The organism is Pedobacter nototheniae (genome assembly GCF_004335085.1).
Lineage (GTDB): Bacteria > Bacteroidota > Bacteroidia > Sphingobacteriales > Sphingobacteriaceae > Pedobacter > Pedobacter nototheniae.
This window is the reverse complement of the sequence record NZ_RQRS01000002.1, coordinates 332,823-357,382: the sequence shown is the minus strand read 5'-3', so window position 1 is coordinate 357,382 and position 24,560 is coordinate 332,823. Positions and strand designations below refer to the sequence as shown.

Annotated in this window: 20 protein-coding genes; 7 read left to right on the top strand and 13 right to left on the bottom strand. The window is 34.3% G+C overall.

Features of this window, described 5'->3' with window-relative positions:
• Positions 1-378: 378 nt before the first annotated feature.
• Positions 379-852, bottom strand: coding sequence for a 23S rRNA (pseudouridine(1915)-N(3))-methyltransferase RlmH (gene rlmH / locus EHC72_RS03450; protein WP_131536121.1), 474 nt, complete (start codon positions 850-852; stop codon positions 379-381).
• 44 nt (positions 853-896) lie between these two features.
• Between rlmH and EHC72_RS03445 the strand changes: the two genes are divergently transcribed.
• Positions 897-2,711, top strand: a complete 1,815-nt coding sequence (locus EHC72_RS03445; RefSeq protein WP_131536119.1) for a MutS-related protein — start codon at positions 897-899, stop codon at positions 2,709-2,711.
• 6 nt (positions 2,712-2,717) lie between these two features.
• Here EHC72_RS03445 and EHC72_RS03440 read toward each other — a convergent pair whose 3' ends face one another.
• Positions 2,718-5,258: a PKD domain-containing protein gene (locus EHC72_RS03440; RefSeq protein WP_131536117.1), complete on the bottom strand. Its 2,541-nt coding sequence runs from the start codon at positions 5,256-5,258 to the stop codon at positions 2,718-2,720.
• A 98-nt stretch (positions 5,259-5,356) separates the two neighbouring features.
• Here EHC72_RS03440 and EHC72_RS03435 point away from each other — a divergent pair, with 98 nt between their 5' ends.
• Both EHC72_RS03435 and EHC72_RS03430 read left to right on the top strand, forming a co-directional pair.
• Entirely contained in the window at positions 5,357-6,694 is a 1,338-nt protein-coding gene (locus tag EHC72_RS03435; RefSeq protein WP_131536115.1) for a GH1 family beta-glucosidase, read from the top strand.
• Positions 6,695-6,729: 35 nt separating this feature from the next.
• Positions 6,730-7,275, top strand: a complete 546-nt coding sequence (locus tag EHC72_RS03430) for a GNAT family N-acetyltransferase (protein ID WP_131536113.1) — start codon at positions 6,730-6,732, stop codon at positions 7,273-7,275.
• A gap of 711 nt (positions 7,276-7,986) precedes the next feature.
• Here EHC72_RS03430 and EHC72_RS03425 read toward each other — a convergent pair.
• The 3 genes from EHC72_RS03425 to EHC72_RS03415 form a co-directional block, all read right to left on the bottom strand.
• Complete coding sequence (locus tag EHC72_RS03425; RefSeq protein ID WP_131536111.1) at positions 7,987-10,269, bottom strand: aconitate hydratase; 2,283 nt, start codon at positions 10,267-10,269, stop codon at positions 7,987-7,989.
• An 80-nt stretch (positions 10,270-10,349) separates the two neighbouring features.
• Positions 10,350-10,529: a hypothetical protein gene (locus tag EHC72_RS03420; RefSeq protein ID WP_131536109.1), complete on the bottom strand. Its 180-nt coding sequence runs from the start codon at positions 10,527-10,529 to the stop codon at positions 10,350-10,352.
• A gap of 13 nt (positions 10,530-10,542) precedes the next feature.
• Positions 10,543-11,193 carry a polysaccharide deacetylase family protein gene (locus tag EHC72_RS03415; protein WP_131536107.1) on the bottom strand — a complete coding sequence of 217 codons (651 nt, stop codon included), beginning with the start codon at positions 11,191-11,193 and terminating at the stop codon, positions 10,543-10,545.
• 19 nt (positions 11,194-11,212) lie between these two features.
• Between EHC72_RS03415 and EHC72_RS03410 the strand changes: the two genes are divergently transcribed.
• From EHC72_RS03410 to EHC72_RS03400, 3 genes are all read left to right on the top strand, one after another.
• A complete protein-coding gene (locus tag EHC72_RS03410; protein ID WP_233166923.1) occupies positions 11,213-12,625 on the top strand; it encodes a TolC family protein in 1,413 nt (470 codons plus the stop codon).
• A gap of 25 nt (positions 12,626-12,650) precedes the next feature.
• The gene (locus EHC72_RS03405) at positions 12,651-13,979 is read left to right on the top strand and encodes an efflux RND transporter periplasmic adaptor subunit (protein WP_131536105.1); all 1,329 of its coding nucleotides are present in this window, start codon (positions 12,651-12,653) and stop codon (positions 13,977-13,979) included.
• A gap of 74 nt (positions 13,980-14,053) precedes the next feature.
• Entirely contained in the window at positions 14,054-15,052 is a 999-nt protein-coding gene (locus EHC72_RS03400; protein WP_233166924.1) for an NAD(P)H-dependent glycerol-3-phosphate dehydrogenase, read from the top strand.
• Positions 15,053-15,261: 209 nt separating this feature from the next.
• Here EHC72_RS03400 and EHC72_RS03395 read toward each other — a convergent pair whose 3' ends face one another.
• The 8 genes from EHC72_RS03395 to EHC72_RS03360 all read right to left on the bottom strand — a co-directional run bounded on the left by EHC72_RS03395 (position 15,262) and on the right by EHC72_RS03360 (position 23,827).
• Positions 15,262-16,296 carry a DUF2157 domain-containing protein gene (locus EHC72_RS03395; protein ID WP_131536103.1) on the bottom strand — a complete coding sequence of 345 codons (1,035 nt, stop codon included), beginning with the start codon at positions 16,294-16,296 and terminating at the stop codon, positions 15,262-15,264.
• Between the two features lie 146 nt (positions 16,297-16,442).
• A complete protein-coding gene (locus tag EHC72_RS03390) occupies positions 16,443-18,656 on the bottom strand; it encodes a cation:proton antiporter domain-containing protein (protein ID WP_131536101.1) in 2,214 nt (737 codons plus the stop codon).
• A 535-nt stretch (positions 18,657-19,191) separates the two neighbouring features.
• Positions 19,192-20,160, bottom strand: coding sequence for a bifunctional riboflavin kinase/FAD synthetase (locus EHC72_RS03385; protein ID WP_131536100.1), 969 nt, complete (start codon positions 20,158-20,160; stop codon positions 19,192-19,194).
• An 18-nt stretch (positions 20,161-20,178) separates the two neighbouring features.
• Positions 20,179-21,042 carry a YitT family protein gene (locus EHC72_RS03380; protein ID WP_131536098.1) on the bottom strand — a complete coding sequence of 288 codons (864 nt, stop codon included), beginning with the start codon at positions 21,040-21,042 and terminating at the stop codon, positions 20,179-20,181.
• Positions 21,029-21,769: a tRNA pseudouridine(55) synthase TruB gene (truB, locus tag EHC72_RS03375; RefSeq protein WP_131536096.1), complete on the bottom strand. Its 741-nt coding sequence runs from the start codon at positions 21,767-21,769 to the stop codon at positions 21,029-21,031. The genes EHC72_RS03380 and truB overlap by 14 nt, the downstream gene beginning before the upstream one ends.
• An 88-nt stretch (positions 21,770-21,857) precedes the next feature.
• Positions 21,858-22,652, bottom strand: a complete 795-nt coding sequence (locus EHC72_RS03370) for an undecaprenyl-diphosphate phosphatase (protein ID WP_131536094.1) — start codon at positions 22,650-22,652, stop codon at positions 21,858-21,860.
• Between the two features lie 72 nt (positions 22,653-22,724).
• The gene (locus EHC72_RS03365) at positions 22,725-22,949 is read right to left on the bottom strand and encodes a DUF3098 domain-containing protein (RefSeq protein WP_131536093.1); all 225 of its coding nucleotides are present in this window, start codon (positions 22,947-22,949) and stop codon (positions 22,725-22,727) included.
• On the bottom strand, positions 22,949-23,827 hold the full coding sequence (locus EHC72_RS03360; RefSeq protein WP_131536091.1) for a cell division protein FtsX: 879 nt from the start codon (positions 23,825-23,827) through the stop codon (positions 22,949-22,951). The genes EHC72_RS03365 and EHC72_RS03360 overlap by 1 nt, the downstream gene beginning before the upstream one ends.
• Positions 23,828-24,028: 201 nt before the next feature.
• Here EHC72_RS03360 and EHC72_RS03355 point away from each other — a divergent pair, with 201 nt between their 5' ends.
• Positions 24,029-24,442, top strand: a complete 414-nt coding sequence (locus EHC72_RS03355) for a hypothetical protein (protein ID WP_131536089.1) — start codon at positions 24,029-24,031, stop codon at positions 24,440-24,442.
• Positions 24,443-24,560: the final 118 nt, after the last annotated feature.

Here is a 24,560-nt window from a genome sequence, read left to right as displayed (position 1 = left end):
GAGTTCAATTAATATTTATTCATATTGGCCAATTTTAGCTTCACTAGCTGAGTCGATCGTCCTGCTGAACTTGTTTCAGCATCTTTCCTGCCATAATAGACCCTGAAATAAATTAAGGGTGACGATTATAGTTTAAAAATGTTTGCAGGAGATCTTTTAAAAGCATATTAAATCGCACAGATACTTCTAAGAGAAATAATAAATCGCAATTACAATTATTGCTGATGCGATTAGGCTTATCCAAAGGTATTTATCATTTCCTTTCTGGTTACTTTTAAATCTATAGTTCCGTTTATATTTATCTAGTAACATAATTTCCTTTTTTTATAATGATGATTTAATCTGGTTAATTCCATATTTAAAGAGGTTTTTTCTCTTTTAGGCATGGTGATATGGCTCACCTTTTAAAATGCTAAATCCTCGGTATAGCTGCTCAACAAAAAATAAACGAATCATTTGGTGAGAAAATGTCATGTCAGAAAGTGAGATTAAGCCATTTGCTCTTTTATAAATGCTTTCATCAAAGCCATAAGGCCCACCAATTATAAATATAAGGTGTTGCACACTGCCAACCATTTGTTTATTTAAATACGCTGAAAAAGCAACTGAAGTATATTTCTTCCCCTTTTCATCTAATAAAATTACAACATCACCGTTGGTAATTTGTTTGTGCAACAGTTCTGCTTCTTTGGTTTTCTGTTGTGCCTCACTTAAATTTTTAACATTTTTTACATCTGGTATAGCCAAAAAGTTAAAGTTAATATAATGTTTTAGGCGATTGATGTATTTATCAATGCCCTCAATTAAATACTTATCCTCGGTTTTACCTATTGCAATCAGCGTAATCTTCATTTAATATTTTACCTATATTTATCGTTTTTGAGACTCCAAATATAATGTTAAAAACGCAACAAGAAATATTATCAAGCTACAGCCAGAAAATCACTGATTTAACTGACGAAATTAATCAAACTAAAAAAAGAATAGATCAATTGTCGTTTATGCGCATTGGTTTATTTTTTTTAGAAATACTTTTCTTTGTATTGTTAGTAAGCTCTGCCGATGATAATTGGCGGGTGATGATTTATTTTGCTTTGGTTTTGCCAGTAGCTGGTTTTATAATTATTGTTAGAAAACAAAGCGCTTTAGATCGTAAGATAGATTACCTGAAACAACTTTTGTGGGTTTACCAAAACGAAAGTAACTTAATGAACGATTTTGAAAATGGTTACGATCATGGTGTGGCTTTCGAATCTGAAATGCACACTTATACTTCTGATCTGGATATTTTTGGTAGATCATCTTTATTTGCTAAAATAAACCGTTGCTACAGCAAAAATGGTATTGCTTTATTAGTCAATAATTTATCTGCAGCAAATGCTGTAAGTGTTATTTTACAAAGACAAGAAGCTATTAAAGAACTGGTTACTAAAATTGAAGAAACCTTTAATTTTAGAGCCAATTTGCACGGGCATGATATTGAAAAGATAGAAAAAATTAAGCTTCAACTTAAAAACCAACTTGGTGAACAATTGGCTTTTACCCGTTCTAAACTTCTAAAATTTTATGTATTACTAGCGCCTTATATTTCTATTTCTTTGATTTTGCTTGGCTTATTTTTGAATGGCTCTGCATGGAAATTTCTGGTTGCATTTTTTTTTATTAATACAGCTTGGAATATTTTAATAAACTCAAAGGTTACAAAAGTATTTTATTGTTTTGGTGGTGGGTTTAATCTTTTAAATGATTATGCATTAGCCATTCATTGGACAGAAAATCAAAACTGGAAAAGCCCTTATATCTTAAATCTATTTACATCTAAAGTTCAGGTGAGTAAAAGGATAAAAGATCTTTCGGTTATTATAAAAAACTTTGATGCTCGTCTTAATATTTTAGTCGGTGGTATTTTAAACGCACTTTTAATGTGGGATTTAAGGTGTTGCATCAATCTCGATCGTTGGCATCAAAATGCATCAGAGGATGTAATTGCGGCACTAAATAGAATTGGAGATTTTGAAGAACTGATTTCTGTGGCTACACTTACATATAATCAACCTAGCTGGGTGTTTCCAGTAATTAGTGATGATTTTAAATTAGAGGGAAAAGCGATTGGACACCCACTAATTGCCGAAAAATTACGGGTAACAAATGATTTTAATTTAGAAGCACAACCAACAGTTGATATTGTAACGGGCTCTAATATGGCTGGGAAAAGTACTTTTCTTCGTACGCTAGGCATTAACATGGTTCTTGCTTATTCTGGCGCTCCAGTTTGTGCCGAACAAATGACTTTATCTGTTTTTGTTATTAATACCTACATGCGGATTATTGATTCTTTAAATGAAAGTACCTCTACTTTTAAAGCTGAATTAAACCGACTTAAAATGATTTTGGATAATATTGTAAAGGATAAAAGTACCTTCGTTTTAATTGATGAGATGTTACGTGGAACGAATAGCCGTGACAAATACCTCGGATCTAAAGTTTTTGTAGAGAAATTAATTGCTGAAAAAACACCTGCACTTTTTGCAACTCATGATTTACAATTAGCCGATTTAAAAGAGAAACATCAGGATACTTTAAGGAATTTTCACTTCGATATTCAAATTATGGATGGAGAAATGAAATTTGATTATAAACTGAAACAGGGTCCTTGTAAAACCTTTAATGCCGCAATATTATTGAAGGAAATCGGCCTTACTTTGGATTAGAAAAGTTTACCTTAAAAGTGTAACAGAACCTGAATATTTAACATTATTGTTGTTTAATGTTGTGCCTAAAATAATAAAATAATAAACACCAACTGGCAACTCTTGACCTTTAAATGTCCCGTTCCAATTATCGAAAATATTATCTGTCATAAAAACAATAGATCCAAGTCGATTGTAAATTTGAAGCCTATATTTTTTAAGATTAGTGATTCCCACAACAAATTCATCATTAATATTATCTCCATTTGGGCTAAAAGCGCCTGGAGTAAAAATGGAGGCATCTTTTTTAATTACTAAATCGCCATGAGTTACAGAAGTGAAGCAGCCATTATTTGATTTAGCCGTTAACGTAATTCGAAAAGTACCATCTGTTGTGTAGTTATGGCTTGGATTTACATCTGTTGAGATGGAATTATCGCCAAAATCCCACAAATAAGTATCTCCGTATAAAGAGTTATTATTAAATTTTATCGGCACAGGTGCAGAAAATTTAATATTAAAATTGGGATCGGTGCTAAATGCGGCAACAGGAATATTCGCAATTGCAGGAATTATAATTGTTGCTGGTGTACTGTTACAGGTACCCGATTTTAAAACAACCTGATATTCTCCTGCAACATTAAAATCGCTAACAGGTATATTTACTGTAGCTGTAGTTGCCGTAAAATTATTCGGACCAGTCCATAAATAGCTAATTCCAGGCTGTTGTGGCACAGAAAGTTTAATCACATCTTTTAAGCAAAAAGCAGGTTGATTAACAGTGATCTCAGGCTTGTCTGGCTTTAATTCAGTTAATATATCTTTTGTCATAACAGATTTACAGCCATTATTGGTTTCAACAGTAAGCGTAATTGTTTTTAATCCAAGCGTATTAAAGGTTAGGATTTTCGTATCAGAACTAAAATCACTATTCGTTTTTACATCATTGCCAAAATCCCAAAAAATTTTAGTGTAATTTTTAGAAGCGTTAATAATAGAAAAGCTTTGATTGGCTTCACATTTATTATTCACTTTAATAGAGAAAACTGCTTCAGGAATAGGATCTACAGAAATAACATTAACAGAATTTACAGGGCTAACGCAATCACCAACCTGAATAAAAAGAGTATATACTCCAACATTTTCTGGTCCGGTAACTATAATTTTTGGAGTTCGCAGATTAGAAGTAAACTCGTTTGGACCAGACCAATGGTAAGTGGCTAAATTTACAAACGGAGTTGATAATTGAAGCTCATCTCCAGTACAAAGGTTTATTTTTGAGATCGAGATGTCAGGTTTATCAGGGGTATTGGCTACGATAATGGTTTTTGTTGTCACCTGCTTACACAAATTGCTCGATTCGGCTTCCAGTACTACTATCTTCTCTCCAGGTGTGCTATATGTTATAGTAAATGGGCCTTCGGTTGTTGCAGAACTAATGCTTGCGCCTTCACCAAATGACCATTTTAAAGATGCGTAATTGGAAGAATTACTGCTAAATGTGTAAGCCTGATCGTCAGTACAGGGTTTTAATTTTACTACATCTATATCAACCTTAGGTCCTGCAAAATCGGCAGTACCATCAAACTCTATTGTAAAACCATTATTTTGGCTCGAAAAATTATCTATCAATAAAGCATAGGTATGGCCCTCAATTAAATCAACATATTTAACAAAGCCATTCTGTCCAGGAGGGCAGCCCAAATCTTCAGTTAAATCTGTTTCAGTCATGCTTAAGCCAGTTTTATAGTAGCTGGGCGAACAAGTAATTCCATGTCCAGCCGCACATCTAATCGCATTAGCTGCATTAACTTGACTACAATCGCCTTCTGGACCCAAATCATAAAATACCCAGTCAATATCATCAGTGGTTACAGTTGGCGTAATTACAAAAGTAAATGTTCCTGCTTTTGAAGCTACAAATTTATACCAGGCAGTATTCGATTCTATATTTAAGCAAGTACCGGCGGCTTCATGATTATTATTGCCAGCCCCAACTACATTTAATTGAGTAAAACTCCCTTTTCCACACAATACAGAGGCCGTTGCACAATCTTGTCCAGGCTGAATAGGTGGAAAGTAATTGTCTACACAAAGTCTAAATGTGCCTGTAGCATCGTTCTCAGCACTTACTCTAATGCAATAAACCTGTCCTATGGTTAAGCCTCCTTTGTAATAGGATGTTACATTACTTGATGTAAAGGTTGATCCAATAGTTTCAGTAATTGAATTTGTTAACGGATTTATTGAGTATAGAGTTACCAAAGGGTTTATTAAAGTATTGGTACTACTTGCATCCACTTTGCCACTTACAGATATGTTTACATCATATTTCGTAGCTGTAAACTTAAACCAAACATCTTTTCCAGTGTTAATCCAGTTAATTGGTTTTGCGTAATTACTAGGTGTGGCTTCTATGTTGCTATACGCTGCATCTTCACTACAATACACCGATGTGTTTACAATGGTGATGGCATTTACTAGTTCATCGTTAATTGGAGGGTCAAAAGTGGCTTGAGCACTTTTGCTAAAAAATAAAATGAACAACAAAAAAAATGAAAAGCGCATAACGTAAAACTATAAAATTTTACTCTATTTTAGAATAAATTAAAGTGTTAACGCTTTGTTAATATTAAAGTTGCAACTTAAACCATGTAATTTTTATTATGATTAACTCGAGCGATTTTGGTCAGGATTTTTTATGGGGAATAGCCACGGCAGCAGCACAAATAGAAGGTGCTGTAGGTCGTTATGGTAAAGGTGTTTCCATTTGGGATACTTTTTCTGCAAGAAGTGGAAAAATCAAAAAGGGCCATAAGCTTGATATCGCTTGTGATTTTTATCATAAGTACAAGGAAGATATAGCCCTGGTTAAATTTTTAGGCTTTAAAGTATTTAGATTTTCAATCGCTTGGTCTAGAATATTACCTTACGGTAGGGGCGAGGTAAACTCAGAAGGCATTCGTTTTTATCATCATGTAATTGATGAATGTTTAAAAAATGGGATTACGCCTTACATTACTTTATACCATTGGGATTTGCCGCAGGCTTTGGAAGATGAAGGAGGCTGGACAAGTTTTAGCATTAACGCAGCCTTTAATGCCTTTGTTAGCATTTGCGCATTAGAATATGGGGATAAGGTTAAAAACTGGATCGTATTAAATGAACCTTTCGGTTTTACATCATTAGGTTATATGCTGGGTATCCATGCACCAGGAAAAACAGGTTTAAACAATTTTTTTTCATCAGTGCTTCACACCGCTATTGCACAGGCCGAAGGAGGTAAAATTTTACGTGCCGAAATCAGTAAGGCAAATATTGGAACAACTTATTCTTGTTCGGAAATTATTCCAAATACGCATAGCGACCAGGATCTTTTAGCTGCAAAGCGAATAGATTGCCTTGTAAACCGTCTTTTTATTGAGCCTGCTTTAGGAATGGGTTTCCCAACTGCAGATTGGGACGTTTTGGAGAAATTCCAAATAGAATATGGTGCTTGGCGTCAAACCGAGCGCTTAAAATTTGATTTTGACTTTATAGGGCTGCAAAATTATTTCCCTATTACCATAAAGTATAACGCTTTTATTCCGGTAATTCAGGCCTGGGAAGTGAAAGCTAAAAGCCGAAAAAAGCCTCATACTGCAATGGGTTGGGAAATTAATGCCGATAGTTTTTACAATATCATAAAACAATTTGCCAGCTATCCTAACGTGAAAAATATTATGATTACCGAAAATGGAGCCGCTTATCATGATAAATTGGCCAATGGAAGGATAGAGGATCAAGACAGAATAGAATATTTTAAGCTTTACCTGGAAGCTTTGCTTAAAGCTAAAAATGAAGGACTAAACGTTAGTGGTTATATGGCCTGGACATTAATGGACAACTTTGAATGGGCAGAAGGCTTTAACGCCAGATTTGGCTTAATTCACAATGATTTTAAAACCCAACAAAGAACGATTAAGGATTCTGGTTATTGGTGGCAGCAGTTTTTAAATGCTTAATTTAGCCTGAATAAATAAAATAAGATCAGTAACTCATGCGCTCGCATCTCGATAATTTATATGCCGGTATTGAATTTATTTCTACCGAAAGGCTAATATTAATTCCCTTTACCAAAGAAATTATTACCTCAATAAAACAAGAAGAAGGCTTTTTACTTAAAACTTGTAATTTAAATTATGGCACAGGTTGGCCTGATGAAGAGGCAAAGGAAACATTTCCTAAAATAGAGAAGAATCTGACCCTTGTTATAAATCCTACAGGTTTTGAATCCTGGATAATTGTAAAAAAGGAGAACCAAACTATTATAGGGGATGCAGGTTTTAAAGGGCGACCTAATGATTGTGGCGAAATAGATATTGGTTACGCAATTATATCAGCTGAAAGACAGAATGGCTACGCTATTGAAACAGTAAATGCATTAATAATTTGGGCATTTAATCAAACAGGAGTTGCTGCAATTACAGCAAGTTGCTTTATTCCGAATATCAGATCAAAAAAAGTATTGCAAAAAACTGGGTTTAGGAAAACTAAGGAAGATGATGAAATGATCTATTGGATTAAGAATAAATCCGATTGTTGATATTGTTTCGGGATGAATAGTAATTAATAAATTTAGGATATTAAATAAAAAACACGTAGTTGCTTACGTGTTTTTTAGGCGTTAGATTGTTTAGTATCCAAACGTTAACAAGAACCGATGGATGAGTTCTGTTAAAAATTGAGAACGTTAATTTATTTATCACAATATTATGATATAATTATTGAATCACAAAGTTTTAATTATTTAATAATTATAAAAATCTGATAATTAGTGAATTAATTTTATTTGCAAGAAAGCTTTCAGCTTGTATTATTAGTAAGGCTATTTTTAAAAAGTATGTGGCGTTCTTTTTTAGGTAAATTATAAATTGATTTACATGCGGAGTTTAGAAGGATTTATAATTTTATAAATTGACCTTTGTTTTCTAAACCTGGGTGTAGCGGTATCCCCGATTTTTCTATCGGGATATAGTGGAAAACAGGAGCAATGTTTCAAAAGAACCAGAGGCTCTGCTTTACAAATAATTAATATGTTTGATTTGGAAATGAACGGACAGGAATACTTAGGAAACATCAGTCCCGCTCCCGTTACTGCCCCGATGAAAATCGGCGGCATTCACTCAGATCGGGTTTACATACACAGGTCAAGATTATAACACGCTATTGCTGGCAAATATGATGACTTAAAACAAAAAATCCCGTTCTGATTTTACTCAAAACGGGATTTTATTTGGCTTTTGATTTATCAGTTTTATGCCTGAGCAGCTTTAGCTGCGGCATCTCTTCTGATGATGTTTAAAGCACCACCGGCTACAAACCACTCAATTTGTTGAGCATTGTAACTGTGGTTAACATTAAACTGCTCTTGAGTTCCATCTGCATGGTGTAATACCAATGTTAATGGTTTATCTGGAGCAAATTCTGTCAAACCTAAAATATCGATAGTATCGTCTTCTAAAATTTTATCGTAATCATCCTTATCAGCAAAGGTTAAGCCTAACATACCTTGTTTTTTAAGGTTAGTTTCGTGAATACGGGCAAAAGATTTTACCAATACTGCACGTACACCTAAATGACGAGGTTCCATAGCTGCGTGTTCACGAGATGAACCTTCACCATAGTTTTCATCACCAACTACGATTGAACCAATACCTGCCGCTTTATAATCGCGTTGTGTAGCTGGAACAGGACCATACTCGCCAGTTAATTCATTTTTAACGGTATCAGTTTTATCGTTAAAGTAGTTAACTGCACCAATAAGCATGTTGTTAGAAATATTATCTAAGTGACCACGGAATTTTAACCATGGACCAGCCATAGAAATGTGATCCGTTGTACACTTGCCTTTAGCTTTAATTAAAAGTTTTAATCCTTTAAGGTCTGTACCTTCCCAAGGTTTAAAAGGATCTAATAATTGTAAACGGTGTGAAGTTGGAGAAACCAAAACCTCAACTGATGAACCATCAGCTGCTGGTGCTTGGAAACCTGCATCTTCTACAGCGAAACCTTTGGTAGGTAATTCATCGCCAGTAGGTGGATCCAATTTTACTTGCTCACCTTTATCGTTTGTTAAAGTATCAGTTAATGGATTAAAAGCAAGGTTACCTGAAATTGCAATGGCAGCAACCATCTCTGGCGAAGCAACGAATGCAAAAGTATTCGGGTTACCATCGGCACGTTTAGCAAAGTTTCTGTTAAACGAGTGTACGATTGTATTTTTCTCTGCTTTTTCTGCACCAACACGATCCCACATACCAATACATGGACCGCAGGCGTTGGTAAAGATTGTTGCATTTAAATCTTCAAAAGTTTTTAAGAAACCATCACGGTTTGCTGTATAGCGTACTTGCTCAGAACCTGGGTTAATACCGAAATCAGCTTTAGTAACTAAACCTTTTGCAATAGCCTGGTTAGCAATTGATGCGGCTCTTGATAAATCTTCGTAAGAAGAGTTAGTACAAGAACCAATTAATCCCCATTCTACTTTTAAAGGCCATCCGTTTTTCTCGGCTTCAACTTTCATCTGAGAAACAGGAGTAGCTAAATCTGGAGTAAAAGGACCATTCAAGTAAGGTTCTAATTCATCAAGATTGATTTCTATAACTTGATCGAAGTAATTTTCAGGGTTAGCGTAAACTTCGTCATCACCTGTTAAATATGCTGAAATTTTATTTGCCTCATCTGCCACTTCGTTTCTGCCTGTAGCACGTAAATAGCGCTCCATGCTTTCATCGTAACCAAAAGTAGAAGTAGTTGCACCAATTTCAGCACCCATATTACAAATGGTACCTTTACCAGTACAGCTCATAGAAGTAGCGCCATCGCCAAAATATTCTACAATTGCCCCAGTACCACCTTTTACAGTTAAAATACCAGCAACTTTAAGAATAACGTCTTTGGCAGCTGTCCAGCCATTTAATTTACCAGTTAATTTTACACCGATTAATTTAGGGAATTTAAGTTCCCAAGGCAATCCCGCCATTACATCGCAAGCATCAGCACCACCAACACCAATAGCAACCATACCTAAACCACCTGCATTTACAGTGTGAGAATCGGTACCGATCATCATTCCGCCAGGGAAAGCGTAGTTTTCTAATACTACTTGGTGAATAATACCTGCTCCTGGTTTCCAGAAACCAATGCCATATTTATTTGATACAGATGATAAGAAATCAAAAACTTCTTTACTTTCTGTTTTTGCATGAGGAAGATCTATTGCAGCACCTTCTTTAGCTGTAATTAAGTGATCGCAGTGTACCGTTGAAGGAACTGCAACTTGTGGGCGACCAGCCTGCATAAACTGCAAAAGAGCCATTTGAGCTGTTGCATCTTGCATTGCTACACGATCCGGAGCAAAATCTACGTAATCAGTTCCACGTGTAAATGCTGTTTTTGGATCGCCATCCCAAAGGTGTGCATATAATATTTTTTCAGATAGTGTTAAAGGTCTGCCAACTACTTTACGAGCTGCATCTACGCGGCTACCGAAGTTTGCATAAACCTTTTTAATCATGTCTATATCAAAAGCCATCGATTTTATTGGTTAAAAGGTAATACTTCTATTCTATTAGCTGCGAATTTACAAAAAAAATATCCCTATAGCCGTCATACTTACATCATTGTATTATTTGGAAAAATTCTAAATAAAGCCTGTTTGTAAATCCCTTTAATAAAAGCAATTGTAATGTGCGTTAATGAACATTCCTGTTCGTTTATGAACAGTGATTGGATGTCGTTTTGTGCAAAAAGCCTATTGCTTAAATCGTTAAAGCCCCCTTTATTTTTTGGCATAACGATGGCTAAATCATAAAGATGAAAATTGAAAACCCTTTTCTGAAAAATATTCAAGCACTTTTGGTAAGGCATACTCAAGCCTGTCGAAAGCTTTTAAACTGTCGTGGAAAACAATGATTGATCCATTCCCTGCATTTTTAATTACGTTTTGATAGCATTTTTCGGGAGCAAGATTGATATCGAAATCGCCACTTAAAACGTCCCACATAACAATTTGCAATTTTGAATCTGCAGTTTGAATTTGGGATTGAAACTTGGGAATTGCCAGTAGTAAACTTTTTATCTGGCTTTTCTTAATCCTGCCGTAAGGTGGGCGAAATAAGTGAGTTTGTGTAATTTCCTGACACTGGATTACATTTTTAATATAAGTGTCATCATCGGTTTTCCAGCCTTTAAGATGGTTAAAGGTATGATTTCCGATGGCATGCCCTTCGTTTTTTACACGTTCAAAAACCGCTGGGTATTTTACAATATTATCGCCAATGCAAAAAAAAGTTGCTTTAGCTTTAAAAGCTTTTAAAGTTTTTAGAACAAAATCTGTAACATTGGGTATAGGTCCATCGTCAAAGGTTAAATAAATAACTTTTTCAGAGCGGGACTTATTCCATAATAATGATGGATAATACCATTTAAGCAGAAGCGGTGATTTGATCAGGTACATTTAACATCAAAGTTAGTAAATGCCTGTACAGATTGAAATTATTAAAGTTGTTTATATAGATTTGAAACTAATTATGAAAATGTTTACCAAAAATAAATTTTTAACCGGATCTGCATTCTTTGTGGCATTGTGCTTAGCTCAGAGCGTTAGTGCCCAGCAAATTATAACCCTTCAACAAGCTGTTGATAATACGCTAAACAATAACCTGCAAATTAAACAGGCCCAGTTTAGTGCTGCGCTAAGCGACGAAAATTTAACGCAATCTAAATACGCACTATATCCAAATTTAAATGCTAGCGTAAATCCAAATTTAACTTTTGGTCGTGGATTGGATCAAACTACTTTCCAGGTTACCAACCAAACATCATTATATACTAGTGGTAACTTAAGTACCAATGTTGATTTATTTAGAGGATTTTCAAAAATTAATCAAATAAGGCAAAATAAAACGCTTTTAGAGGCTGATAAAAGCAATGTAGACAAGATAAAAAACGATTTAATTTTAAACGTTGTTACGGCTTATCTTCAAGTGTTATACAATACAGATTTAGAAAGAGCTTCGAAAGAGCAATTAGAAATTGCAAATAAAACCTTGCTGAGAGAGAATGCTTTGCTTGATGCAGGTAATAAAACATTGGCAGATGTTTCTCAAGCTAAATCGCAAGTTGCAACGGCAGAATTAAACTTAACAAATGCGCAAAATGCACTTTCTATTTCTTACTTAACTTTAGGTCAGTTAATGGAAATGCAGCCGAATCAAAAATTTGTGGTGCAGGCACCGTTAATTGATAATATTAAAGCAACGCCTAATGCTGCAAATGCTGAAGAAATTTATAATAATGCATTAAATATTTTTCCTGATATTAAGTTAGCAAGTTTAAGGTCGTTAGCTGCTAAACAAGCAGTTGCAATAGCTAAAGGTAGTTATTCACCTACTTTGAGTTTAGGAGCGGGATTAAATACTTCTTATTCTTACCAGTTTAATTACCACGGGCAGAACCCCCAAAGTTCTTTCGCAGATCAAATCGATCAGCGTTTAGGGCAAAGCATTGGTATGAGTTTACAGATTCCAATATTCAATGGGTTTTCGGCTCGTTCGGGTGTTCGCAGAGCGAAAATAACTTATCAAAATACTTTGACACAAGAACAACTTGCTAAAAACAATTTAAACAAAGTTATTTTTCAGGCTACAACCGATTTAAAAGCGGCGCAAAGTAGATACGCTTCAACACAAAATGCTTTTAATGCACAAAAGGATGCTTTTTATGTTGTTGAACAAAGATACAATGTGGGTTTAGTAAACTCTTTAGATTACAGTACATCACAAACCAATAGAAATAAGGCTGAAATAGATTTTATTCAAGCCAAATATGACCTTTTATTCAGGGCTAAAGTAATTGATTATTACTTGGGTAAGCCTATTACATTTTAATAAATCAAAAACAATATAATAAATTATGAAACTGAAGCACATTATTATTACCATAGTTGTTATTCTGGTTATTCTGATCGGATTAAAGATGGCTGGCGTTATTGGAGGGAATAAAACCGAAAAAGTAACAACAGAAAAAGCATCAGATAAAACCGTTGTGGAAACTGTAACGGCAAGTGGTAAAATACAGCCAGAAACCGAAGTAAAATTAAGTTCGGAGGTATCTGGTGAGGTGGTTGAACTTAAGGTAAAAGAAGGCGATGTTGTTAAAGCCGGACAATTACTTTGTAAGGTTCGCCCAGATGTGTTGCAATCAGGATACGAAAGAACTGTTGCAACGTACAATGCTCAAAAGGCAAGTGTTGCTTCAGCTCAACAACAATTAATACAAAACCAGGCAAACTTTGTAAATGCTGAGGCTACTTACAAACGTAATGTAGAGTTGTTTAACAAAAAAGTAATTTCTGCATCGGAGTTTGATGCTGCAAAAGCCACTTATTTAACTGCAAAAGCTAATTTGGCAAGTGCTAAAGAAGGCGTTACAGGTGCAAAATTTACATTAGAGCAAACAGGTGCAAATGTTAAAGAGGCTGGTGCAAATTTAGCTAAAACAACCATTTACGCTCCAGTTGATGGGGTTGTTTCAAAACTATCAATTGAGTTGGGAGATCGTATTTTAGGTACTTCGCAAATGGCAGGTACGGAGATTATGCGTATCTCAAACCTATCATCAATGGAAGTTAATGTGGATGTAAATGAGAATGATATTACCCGTGTAAAAGTTGGGGATAAAGCCCAAATAGAAGTTGATGCATTTTCTGATCGTAAGTTTAAAGGTGTAGTTACTGAAATTGCTAGTTCATCAACGGCAGTGGGTACAACAACTTCAACATCTGTAGATCAGGTAACTAATTTCTCTGTTAAGGTAAGAATAACAGAAGAACTAGCCGGAAAACAACAATCTATTTTCCGCCCTGGAATGTCTGCTACAGTGGATATTGAAAGTGAATCAGTAAATGGTTTAGCTGTTCCAATTCAAGCGGTGTTTACAGAGAGCAAAGCTGGTGGAAGTAGTGAAGGAAATCAAGAAAATAGCGACAAGCAAAAATCTAAATTAACAGATAAAAAGGTTAAACAATACGTTTACGTTTACAACACCGATAAAAAAGTTAAAAAGGTGGAAGTAACTACAGGTATCCAAAATGATCAATTTATTGTTGTAAAATCTGGAATTAAAGCAGGACAAGAAATTGTAACGGGGCCTTATTCTGCCATTCAAAATAAATTAAAGGACGGAATGATTGTAGAGAAAACATCTAAAGACCAATTATTTAGCAAAGACGGTAAAAAGTAAAGATCAGATAACGATATTTAATAATTAAATTGTCCCGGTTTAAAACATTAAGCCGGGATTTTTATTTTATAAGCATGGTACCTAAAATAGCAATGATAGGGGGCGGAAGCTGGGCGACTGCCATTGTAAAAATGTTATCAGATAATTTATCTGAAAAGGAGATTTATTGGTGGATGAGAAATGGCGAAGCGATTGAGCACATCAAAAAATTTAAACACAATCCGCATTACATCAGTTCGGTTGAGCTTAAGCTATCTGGAGACAATATTTCATCAGATATTAACTGCATTATAAAAGCTGCTGAATATATTATTTTAAACGTTCCTGCTGCCTTTTTAAAGGCGAGTTTAGAAGGTGTAACTCCCGAAGATTTAAAAGGAAAGAAAATCATATCGGCCATTAAAGGCATTGTACCTGAGGATAATTTAATTGTTGGAGAGTTTTTGCATAAAATGTATGCTATTCCTTATCAGGATATTTTGGTGGTTAGTGGCCCTTGCCATGCTGAAGAAGTAGCTTTAGAAAAACTTTCATATTTAACCATTGCCTGTACGGATGTTGAAAAAGCTGGCGTATTTGCCTCCTTCTTAAATACCCGATATATTAAAACAAATGTATCTGATGATATTTTTGGTACGGAATACGCCGCAGTACTAAAAAATATTTATGCCGTTGCAAGTGGTATTTGCCATGGTATTGGTTATGGCGATAACTTTCAGGCTGTGCTGATTAGCAATGCCATTAGGGAAATTAAACGATTTGTTGATGTTGTACACCCAATTAATCGTGATATAAAAGAATCCGCCTATCTGGGTGATCTTTTAGTAACCGCTTATTCTCAATTTAGCAGAAATAGAACTTTTGGTAATATGGTAGGGAAGGGGTATACCGTAAAATCAGCCCAACTTGAAATGAATATGGTTGCCGAAGGTTATTATGCAGCTAAATGTATGCACATTAAAAATGAAGTATTTAATGTAGATATGCCAATTTGTTCAGCTGTATATAATATTCTTTATAAAAATAGATCGCCACACATTGAAATGAAATTGCTTGCAGAGCGATTAAATTAAAATCTCTTTTGGTCGATAACATCTCCATTGGGGTTTTGGAAATATAATTAGCAGTTTATAATCTCAACCAATGGATTATAAACTGCTAATCAGCGGATATATAACTATTCCAGATACGTTTTGGAAGCGTAATTTATGGTTATGCAAACATAACAGATTAATACAAGAGGTATTTGGATGTATTAATTACTATGCTGAACTAGATACAACTATTTCAGAAATTCAACATTCCAGATTTTTTCAGCCTTTCTGCCAATTAACCAAAATGAACCGGCCAAAACAGCAAAGAAAAGAGCTTTATGCCAGCTATCCCAAAAGTATTCAAAATAGCGGGTATATAGGTTTATAAATAGAAAGGTAATTCCAAACTCTCTGGCGATATCATCATGATATTTTAAACCGAATAATGTGCTGGCAACGCAAACTGCAGCAGAGATTAAAGCCCAGTAAAATAAGCTCAATTGCCTTACAGCATACCATTCTTCTAAACTTGCAAAGTTGCCAAATACTGAAAGCGCCCACAAGGCCACAAACAAATAAACCATGCCAGCTATATAGGTTACCTGGAAAAAGGGCTGTGTTTTGGTAAAACCTTTCATTATAAATGATGCGGCAGTTAAAATAGCACCAAAAAGCACAAAACGTAATGGATAATTCATGCCAAGGAAATAATAATTCCAGCGACTTAAATAGCCTGTTTCCGTGCCAAACCAGGCGCCTAATGAGATTAATGCAAAAATCCAGATTAACCTTGAATTAAAGATATAACCTAAGGCTCCATAAATAAATACCGAGATTAAAATTAGGATGGAAAAATTCCCTGATCCGTTATCAAAAGACTTTCCGAAATAGGCTACGGAGTTGGCAGTAAGTAAAATTGCAGAAAAAACTATAGCTTCATTACTAAATTTTAAATGGCTAAGTTTTTTCTTTCTTCTGAAACCTAAAATGTAAAGCCAAGCCGCAATACCTCCAGATACTATTGCAATTACAATGTTTGGTGTGTTATAAACCCTTTTTAAATAATTGAGAATAGAATTATCGATTAACAAAGAGCCTAGCGCAATAAAGCCACAAGCTAATGCAACCCAAAAAGCATATTGAGCAAGCCTTAACCAGTCAAAATTTTTGGCTTCATAACTTTTTCTAAGTTTATCGCCAGTTTCTTGGTTAATTAAGCCTTCCTGTTGCCACTGCTCAATAACATCATCCAAAAACTCGCTTTTATCTCTATCTATTTTCATCGGTTAGGTTAAATACGAATATATGGTTTTTAATTGTTTGTAGAAAGAATCAGTAAATAGGCTAATTTTTACGGTGTTGGTGCTATTAAAAAGCCCCAGATAAACTTTGAAATTTACCTGGGGCTATTAAATTGAAAAAATAGAATTTAAATAACTTCTTTGATTTTTTTGTTATTGCCAACAATCCAAATCACATCGCCGTTATCAAATACAAAATCAGATGAAGGATTTAAAATTCGCTCGGTCCCTCTTTCAATACCAACAATTAAAGCCTGTGCCTTTTCTCTTATTCCAGCGTTTCTTATACTTAAACCGTAAACTGGAGATTCGGCATTTACCACAACTTTTTGTAGGGTCATTTCCTTATCGGGGAAATTGCTTTCTGCTTCAATCTCTGGCAATTCTACTTCCAGTAGATTTTTTACAGCGGCAAGCTGGTCATCCGCACCAATTAATAAAAGCTTATCATTAGGATAGAGCCTTTCTTCACGACCAGGTGTTGGGATTGCAGTTTTACCTCTTTCAATCATTGCGATATTAACACCGTACTTTTCACGGATCATAAGTTCTGATAAGGTTTTACCAACCACTTCAGATTCTGGAGAAACCTTAATTTCTGTTAAGTGTGTATCCCACGGCAAAATATCTGGTTTCTGATTTTCGCGTGCATTTAGGTTCAAAATGAAACGCTTTTCTAATTTGTTGTAGAAAGATTGAAGTTTTCTTGAAAATACAATCATCACCAAAATAATTAAAGCAAGTGCAATGCCTGCAGCAACCCAGGTATCAAAAAATTCGTACATTAAAAAGCCTACCAAAAAGATTCCTAAGGCAATTCTGAAAACCTCGATGGCTATTAATGGTCCACGGGTATACTTTTTATTCAGCCAAAGATGTGAATAAGCTGTTTTTTGAATCCTTCTAATAGATAATGCCCATAAAAATGGAGCCATTAAAATAAAGGAAATAATTACACTGATTATGGTAGCAGTTAACTCATTGGTAAAATGTTGCGCCATAAAAGGCTGTATAAAGCGATTAGCCAAAAAGATAATGGCAATGATGATAACGGAGTGAATGATGGTGTTAAAGGCGTAAGATCTTAGCAAAATACGCCAATCGCTTAGTTTGGTAATTCCTTCCGTACTGGAACTGTACCTGTCTATACCATCTTGCCATTTTTTGGGTAAAATTTTAACCAAAAGGTTGTAAAAAGGTTCCGAAAGTTTAATTAAATATGGTGTTGTAAAAGTTGTAATTGCGGCTGCGGCAACAGCAATAGGATATAAAAAATCGCTGGTTACTTTTAATGATAAACCAAGGGAAGCGATAATGAAGGAAAACTCCCCAATTTGAGCCAAACTCATTCCGGCTTGTACCGAAGTTTTTAACGGCTGACCGGAAAGTAATGCACCTAATATGGTACTGATTATTTTACCTATAACAATAACAAGTGTTACAATAATGATTGGAACGGCATATTTAATCAGCATTGATGGATCAATCAGCATACCAACGGACACAAAGAAAACCGCCGAAAATAAATCTTTAACGGATTTTGTTAAGTGCTCAATTCTTTCTGCCTGTGTAGTTTCAGCTAAAATAGAACCCATAATAAATGCACCCAATGCTGCAGAAAAGCCAACCTTATCTGCCAGGATAACCATGATTAAACATAACGCAAGTGATACCACAAGCATGGTTTCATCATTCATTAGCTTTTTGGTTGCCTTTAAAAACGATGGAATTAAAAATATCCCTCCCAAAAACCATAAAATTAAAAAGAAGCCTAATTTTAAAATGGATTGAAGCATTTCAGGTCCTGCCGATTGCTGGCTTACTGCTACGGTAGAGAATAAAACAAGTAGTAAAATAGCTACTAAATCTTCAACAATAAGTACTCCAAATACAAGACCAGCAAATTTTTTATGCTTAATGCCCAGTTCTTCAAAGGCCTTAATCGTTATCATAGTAGAGGAGATGGATAATATACCTCCAAGAAATAGGCTGTTCATATCAGACCAGCCCATTAGCTTGCCCACTAAATAACCTGAGCCAAGAACAAAAAGCACTTTAACAATGGCAGTTATGGAAGCGGCACCTCCAACTTTAACTAATTTTTTAAAACTAAATTCTAAACCTAAGCTAAAAAGAAGGAAGATTACACCAATCTCGCCCCAAATTTCGATGCTTTTTCGATCTGTTACGGTTGGTAAAAAATCTAAATAAGGACCAACCAAAAGACCGGCAATGATATAGCCAAGAACTAATGGCTGCTTTATTTTTTTAAATATAAGGGTGGTTATTCCTGCGGCGGCAAGAATTAAACCTAAATCGGCAATTAAATCAGGTAAATGCATTTATAAAAATGAAATTGTAATTAAATAATCTGGAGAATATCTCCATTCTACTTTCTGAGGATAAATCAGAAAGTTAAAAAATGCTGAAAATCAGCAAACGAAATCTTAAATTAATCTACAAACTACCAGAAAAAATGTTTCGGGTAAAGCATTTTAAATATGCACCAATACTTATGTTTTAATCTTTTGATTACAATTTTAGTATTGCAATTGATATTCCTTGATAAAATTAAAAATGAAAATAGAAGCAGAAGAAAACAACTGCTTAAAGTTTTTACTGTATTATTTGAAATGAAATCTTTTTGAACAGTTTCGTTATCATTCCAGCTATTGATAGTGGATTTTGTTTGAAAATAACATAGACCAACACTGGATTTGAAGCATTTATTTGAGGTATTAACTTCTTTCTTTTGCGAGGCAGAGCTTGCAAAAGATGTAGAAAATAAAAATAGAAGTATAAAGTAAAAAAGCCTCATTGCCGTAAATATAACGAAAATAAGGCTTTTTTGGAAGGGAAAACTGGATTAAATCTATTTTATGACAATGATTTAAAATAAGCTAAAGTATCTTCTTTATCTTTTTGTAACTGAATTTTTAATGCCTCTAAACCTGTAAATTTCACATCGTGACGCAAAAATTTTAAGAAGTTCATTTTAATATCCTGTCCGTATATTTCTTCGTTAAAATCGAAAATATTAACTTCAATATTTCTGGTCATTCCATTAATTGTTGGCCTTTGCCCAATGTAAGCCATGCCTTTATAAGTTTGGAATTGGTTAGCTAAATCTTTATCCCTAAATTCCGAACTCATTTCAACAGTTACAGCGTAAATGCCATCGCCAGGTATAAGTTTATAGGTTTCTTCTACAAAAATATTAGCAGTGGGGAAGCCAATTGTTCTGCCAATTTTATCGCCTTTAATTACACGTCCAAATATGGAGAAGGAATACCCTAAATAATCTGCTGCCAAACTAACATCGCCATCTAAAAGCGATTGACGGATTTTAGTTGAACTTACGGCAACATCATGGATATCTTGCTCGGCAATTTCTTCAACAGTAAAGTGATAATGTAAGCCTGCATTTTTTAAATCTGTTAAATTACCAGATCGGTCTTTACCATAACGGTGATCGTATCCAATAATAATATGTTTGGTTCCGATGGTATCAACCAGAATATTTTTAATATAATCCTGAGGCAACAGGTTAGAGAAATCTCGTGTAAATGGTGTAATAATTAAATGATCTACACCAAGGTTTTCTAAAATCTTAGCCTTTTCATTCATGGTATTAATCATTTTAAGATCCTGATTTTCTGGATCAATAATCATACGTGGATGAGGGAAAAAAGTTAGGATTACACTTTCTCCGCCATTATTTTTAGCCTGCTCTACCAGTCGTTTTATAATTTTTTGGTGCCCAAAATGTACACCATCAAAAGTTCCAATGGTTACTATTGCTTTATCGAGCTTAGTAAAATCAGATAGATTATTATATATTTTCAAGAGAATGGTATTAAATAATTAATGAAGGGAGCTTTGTCTTTTTACAACGCCACCTTTTAAATCTGCTATTTGTTGCTGAATTACGAAGGCATCATTATCAATATGCCTAATCATGCTTTGCAATTTGCTCATTTCAAGTTTCGTTACTACGGTGTAAAGAATATCTATATCTTTTTTTTCTCCATAACCACCTTCGCCCTTATAAATGGTAACACCACGTTTCATTTCATGGATAATATATTCGCGAATGTCATCTTTCTTTTCAGAAATAATAGTTACACCAGTATATTGTTCCAATCCGTTTACAATAAAATCGATCGTATTGGAAGCCGATAAGTAGGTTAAAATGGCATACAGAGCAGTTTCAATATTTAAAAAGATGGCGGCAAAACCAAAAATAATGATATTTAAAATCAGGATAATATTACCCACAGTAAGTGGACTGTTTCTACTAATGTAAAGGGCTAAAACTTCTGTGCCATCAATTACACAACCACCACGCATGGCTAAACCGATGCCACCACCTAAAAAGAAACCACCAAAAAATGCTATTAACAGCTTATCGTGTGTAATGGGCTGAAATGGTAAAACAATTAGTGCAATGGATAATGCTAAAATTGCAGCAGCAGTTTTAAGGGCAAAACCCTTACCAATTTGTTTGTAACCTAAAATTACAAATGGAATATTAATAATGATAATTAAATAAGAAAGCTGAAACTTGGTAAGCGTACTAATTAAAAGTGAAATTCCTGTTACACCGCCATCAATAAAATGACTAGGCATTAAAAAGCTTTTTAAACCAAAACATGCTGAAGTGATCCCTGCAATAATTAGAAAAAGCTCTTTTAAGTAACGGGTATTTTTATTTTTAATGTGGTTCATGCTGTGTTTCTGGTTTTGCTTCTTCCTTTTTACTACGAATATAATTAACGAGTTCTAGAACCTCAAACGCATCAGAGAGCAAAAAGTTTCCACTTCGGGTACGGATTAGTTTAGATAAATACGCACCGTTATTAAGCTGTTTGCCGAAATCAGAAATTAGTGAGCGGATATAAGTGCCTTTACTACAAACAATTCTGAAATCAATTTCAGGTAACTCAATTCTGGTAATTTCAAAAGTAGGAACACTTACAAAACGTTTACGGAGTTCTACTTCTTCACCTAATCTTGCCTTAACGTACAAACGTTCACCATTAATTTTTACCGCAGAATGGGCAGGTGGATATTGTTCTATATCGCCAATAAATGGTGCTGTAGCGGCATAAATTTGTTCTTCAGTAATTTGACTAATATCAAAAGTAGCATCCACTTCGGTTTCCATATCAAAGGATGGAGTGGTAGCGCCCAGAATCATTGTTCCGGTGTATTCTTTTTCTTCAGCCTGGAAAGTATCAATTTGCTTGGTTAATTTTCCGGTGCAAATAATAAGTAGTCCGGTTGCCAATGGATCCAATGTTCCGGCATGACCAACCTTAAGTTTTTGTGGTTTTAATGAATTACGAATTTTGCCAACCACATCAAAAGAGGTCCACTTGTAAGGCTTGTTGATTAATAAAAGTTCGCCCTCGGCAAAATTGAAATCTTTAAACTTTGGATTTTCTATACTCAAAATCTTTTTTCTGCAAAGATACAGATTAGTATTTGTTAAGAAATAACAATTTGTTTAATGGATCAATAGCACAACAATGGATACCAAACTATATAATTTGCAGGTTGTGCCCAGTTAATAAAAGAATAATTATAGCCAAACCAACAATAATTCTATACCAACCAAAAACCCTAAAACCATGCTTATTTAAGTAGCCAATAAAGCTTTTTATAGCCAATAGGGCAACAATAAAAGCAATTACATTACCAACGATTAGTAAATTGGTTTGCTCATGGGTAATGGTATGACCTTCTTTATAGAAATCGTATAATTTTTTTGCAGTTGCGGCAAACATGGTTGGAACAGCAAGGAAAAATGAAAATTCTGCGGCAACTTTTCTACTTAATTTTTGACTCATACCGCCAACAATTGTAGCACCAGAGCGTGAAACACCAGGAATCATCGCAATACATTGGAAAAAACCAATTTTTAATGCCGTAAGGTAGCTTACGTTTTCTTCTTCGTTAATAGTGGGCTTATTAAACCATTTATCTACAAATAACAAAATAATGCCACCAACAAAAAGAGAAATGCCTACAGCCAAAGGACTTTCTAAAAGTTCATCTATTTTCTTACTTAATAGCAAGCCAAAAACAGCTGCTGGAATAAAGGCAACGATTAGCTTTAAATAAAAGTTAATAGACTTGAAGAAACGTTTAAAATATAAAACCAATACCGAAAGAATTGCGCCAAGTTGTATGGCAATAGTAAATAGTTTTACAAATGGATCTGTCGCAATTCCCATAAAAGAGGATGCAATAATCATATGGCCTGTGCTTGATACAGGCAAAAATTCTGTTAATCCTTCAATTACTGCAAGGATAACAGTTTCAAAATAGGTCATATAAAATAAATATTATAGCAAAAAGAAAACGCTTAATTTTTAAGCGTTTTCTTTCAATTAAATCTGGTTAAATTACTTTTTAAGTATGGCGTAAATTCCAAAAGCGAAACCAAATAATACAACTAAAGGTGCTAATAAAGTTTTTCTAAAGTCGTAAATATCAGTGGTTCCCATCATTAAAATAAAACCAACAGCAACAATAGCAATGCTGATTAATAATAATTGATAGTTCTTTTTACCAAAAACTAATTCGTTTTTAATGTCCTGGCTTGCAGGACTTGTTTTTTTTTCTGCCATTATCTATATAAATGATAAGATTTTAAACGTAAATATCTGCTTACAGCAAACCATGTGCTAATACCGGTTATAAATATACCGATGATTAATAATCCGACAAATACAATTCCGAATTCTTGATAATTATTTAAAATTATAATTTCCGGAACTTCTTTTCTGGCATAAATCAACGTGCCCAACAAAATAATAATTGCAATAAAAGCTGCAATTAAACCATGTAAAGCTGCATATAATAAGAAAGGACGTCTGATAAAGTTTTTCGTTGCACCAACCAACTGCATACTTTTAATTAAAAAGCGTTGCGAGTAAATAGCTAGTCGTATAGTGTTGTTAATCAATGCAATGGCGATAACTAAAAGAACAGCAGCAAAAGCTAAAATAATTAAGCCAATGGTGTTAATGTTTTTATTAACCATATCAATTAAAGAACTTTGGTAAACCACTTCTTTAACTACTGGGTTTTTAGATATGCTTGCTTTTAAAGCATCAATACTTTTATTGTTTGCATATTCTGCTTTTAAATACACATCAAAAGTTGATGTAAGCGGATTATAACCTAAAAAGTTAACAAAATCTTCGCCTAAATCTTGTGTTAAGTTTCTTGCTGCCAACTCTTTATTTACATATTGAGTTTGCTTTACTGCAGGATTAGCGTTTAATTCTTTCTGGAAAGTTAAAACATCAGCTTCTTTAGCACCTTCATCCACAATAATATTTAAAACAATGTTTTCTTTAACATAGTTAGATAAGTTTTTGGCATGAACAAGCACTAAGCCAAGTAATCCCAGCATTAATAAAACCAACGCAATACTAAAAATAGTAGAGATATATACCGTTTTGGTTTTTTTAGATGCGTCACTTACTTCAAATTCTTCCATGTATTTAAATTTTGTTTCTGCGAAAATATAAATTATACCTTATAACACCAATTTAATGAGTTGTTAAATGACATTAACGAATGGATTTGAAATTTAGTTTTTAGAATAATCTTCCGTTAAAAACCAACTTTCATCTTTAATCGGTACGAAATTTGGTAAAACGGCGTTATTATAACATCCTAAAACAAAAAAACATCCACCATGAAAAAACAAATTACCATTTTAAGTCTATTGGTACTGGTCACGGCGACCCTTTTCTCTTGTAAAAAAGACAACGAATCTGTTAAAGCCCGCATTATGGGGAAATGGACAGTTAATAAAATTGTTGCTTCGGGTTATACCGGGGTAGACGTTGCTAAAAATGGCACATTTACTTACGGAAAATCAACAGATTACCTGGATTTTAAATCCAGTGATGATGATGTAATAGAATTGGCTTTAAGTGGAACCAAAACCATTGGCGATTACACAGGAACAATGGACGCCTTTAATATTTATCTGCCGGAAGAAGGGGTTTCATACTGCACTGTTAATATTTTAACAGATAAAGAGCTTCAATTTACGGCAAAGCTTGATAAAACAAACGTTGTTAAAGTATATTATTTAACAAGATAAAAGAACTACTTAATTCCCCGATTATTTGCTTGCGCCACTGGTTATAATATCAGTGGCGCATTTTTTTGTTGCTTATTTACTGTTCTTTCAAAAGCCAGTTGTTGCTAATGACGTGTAA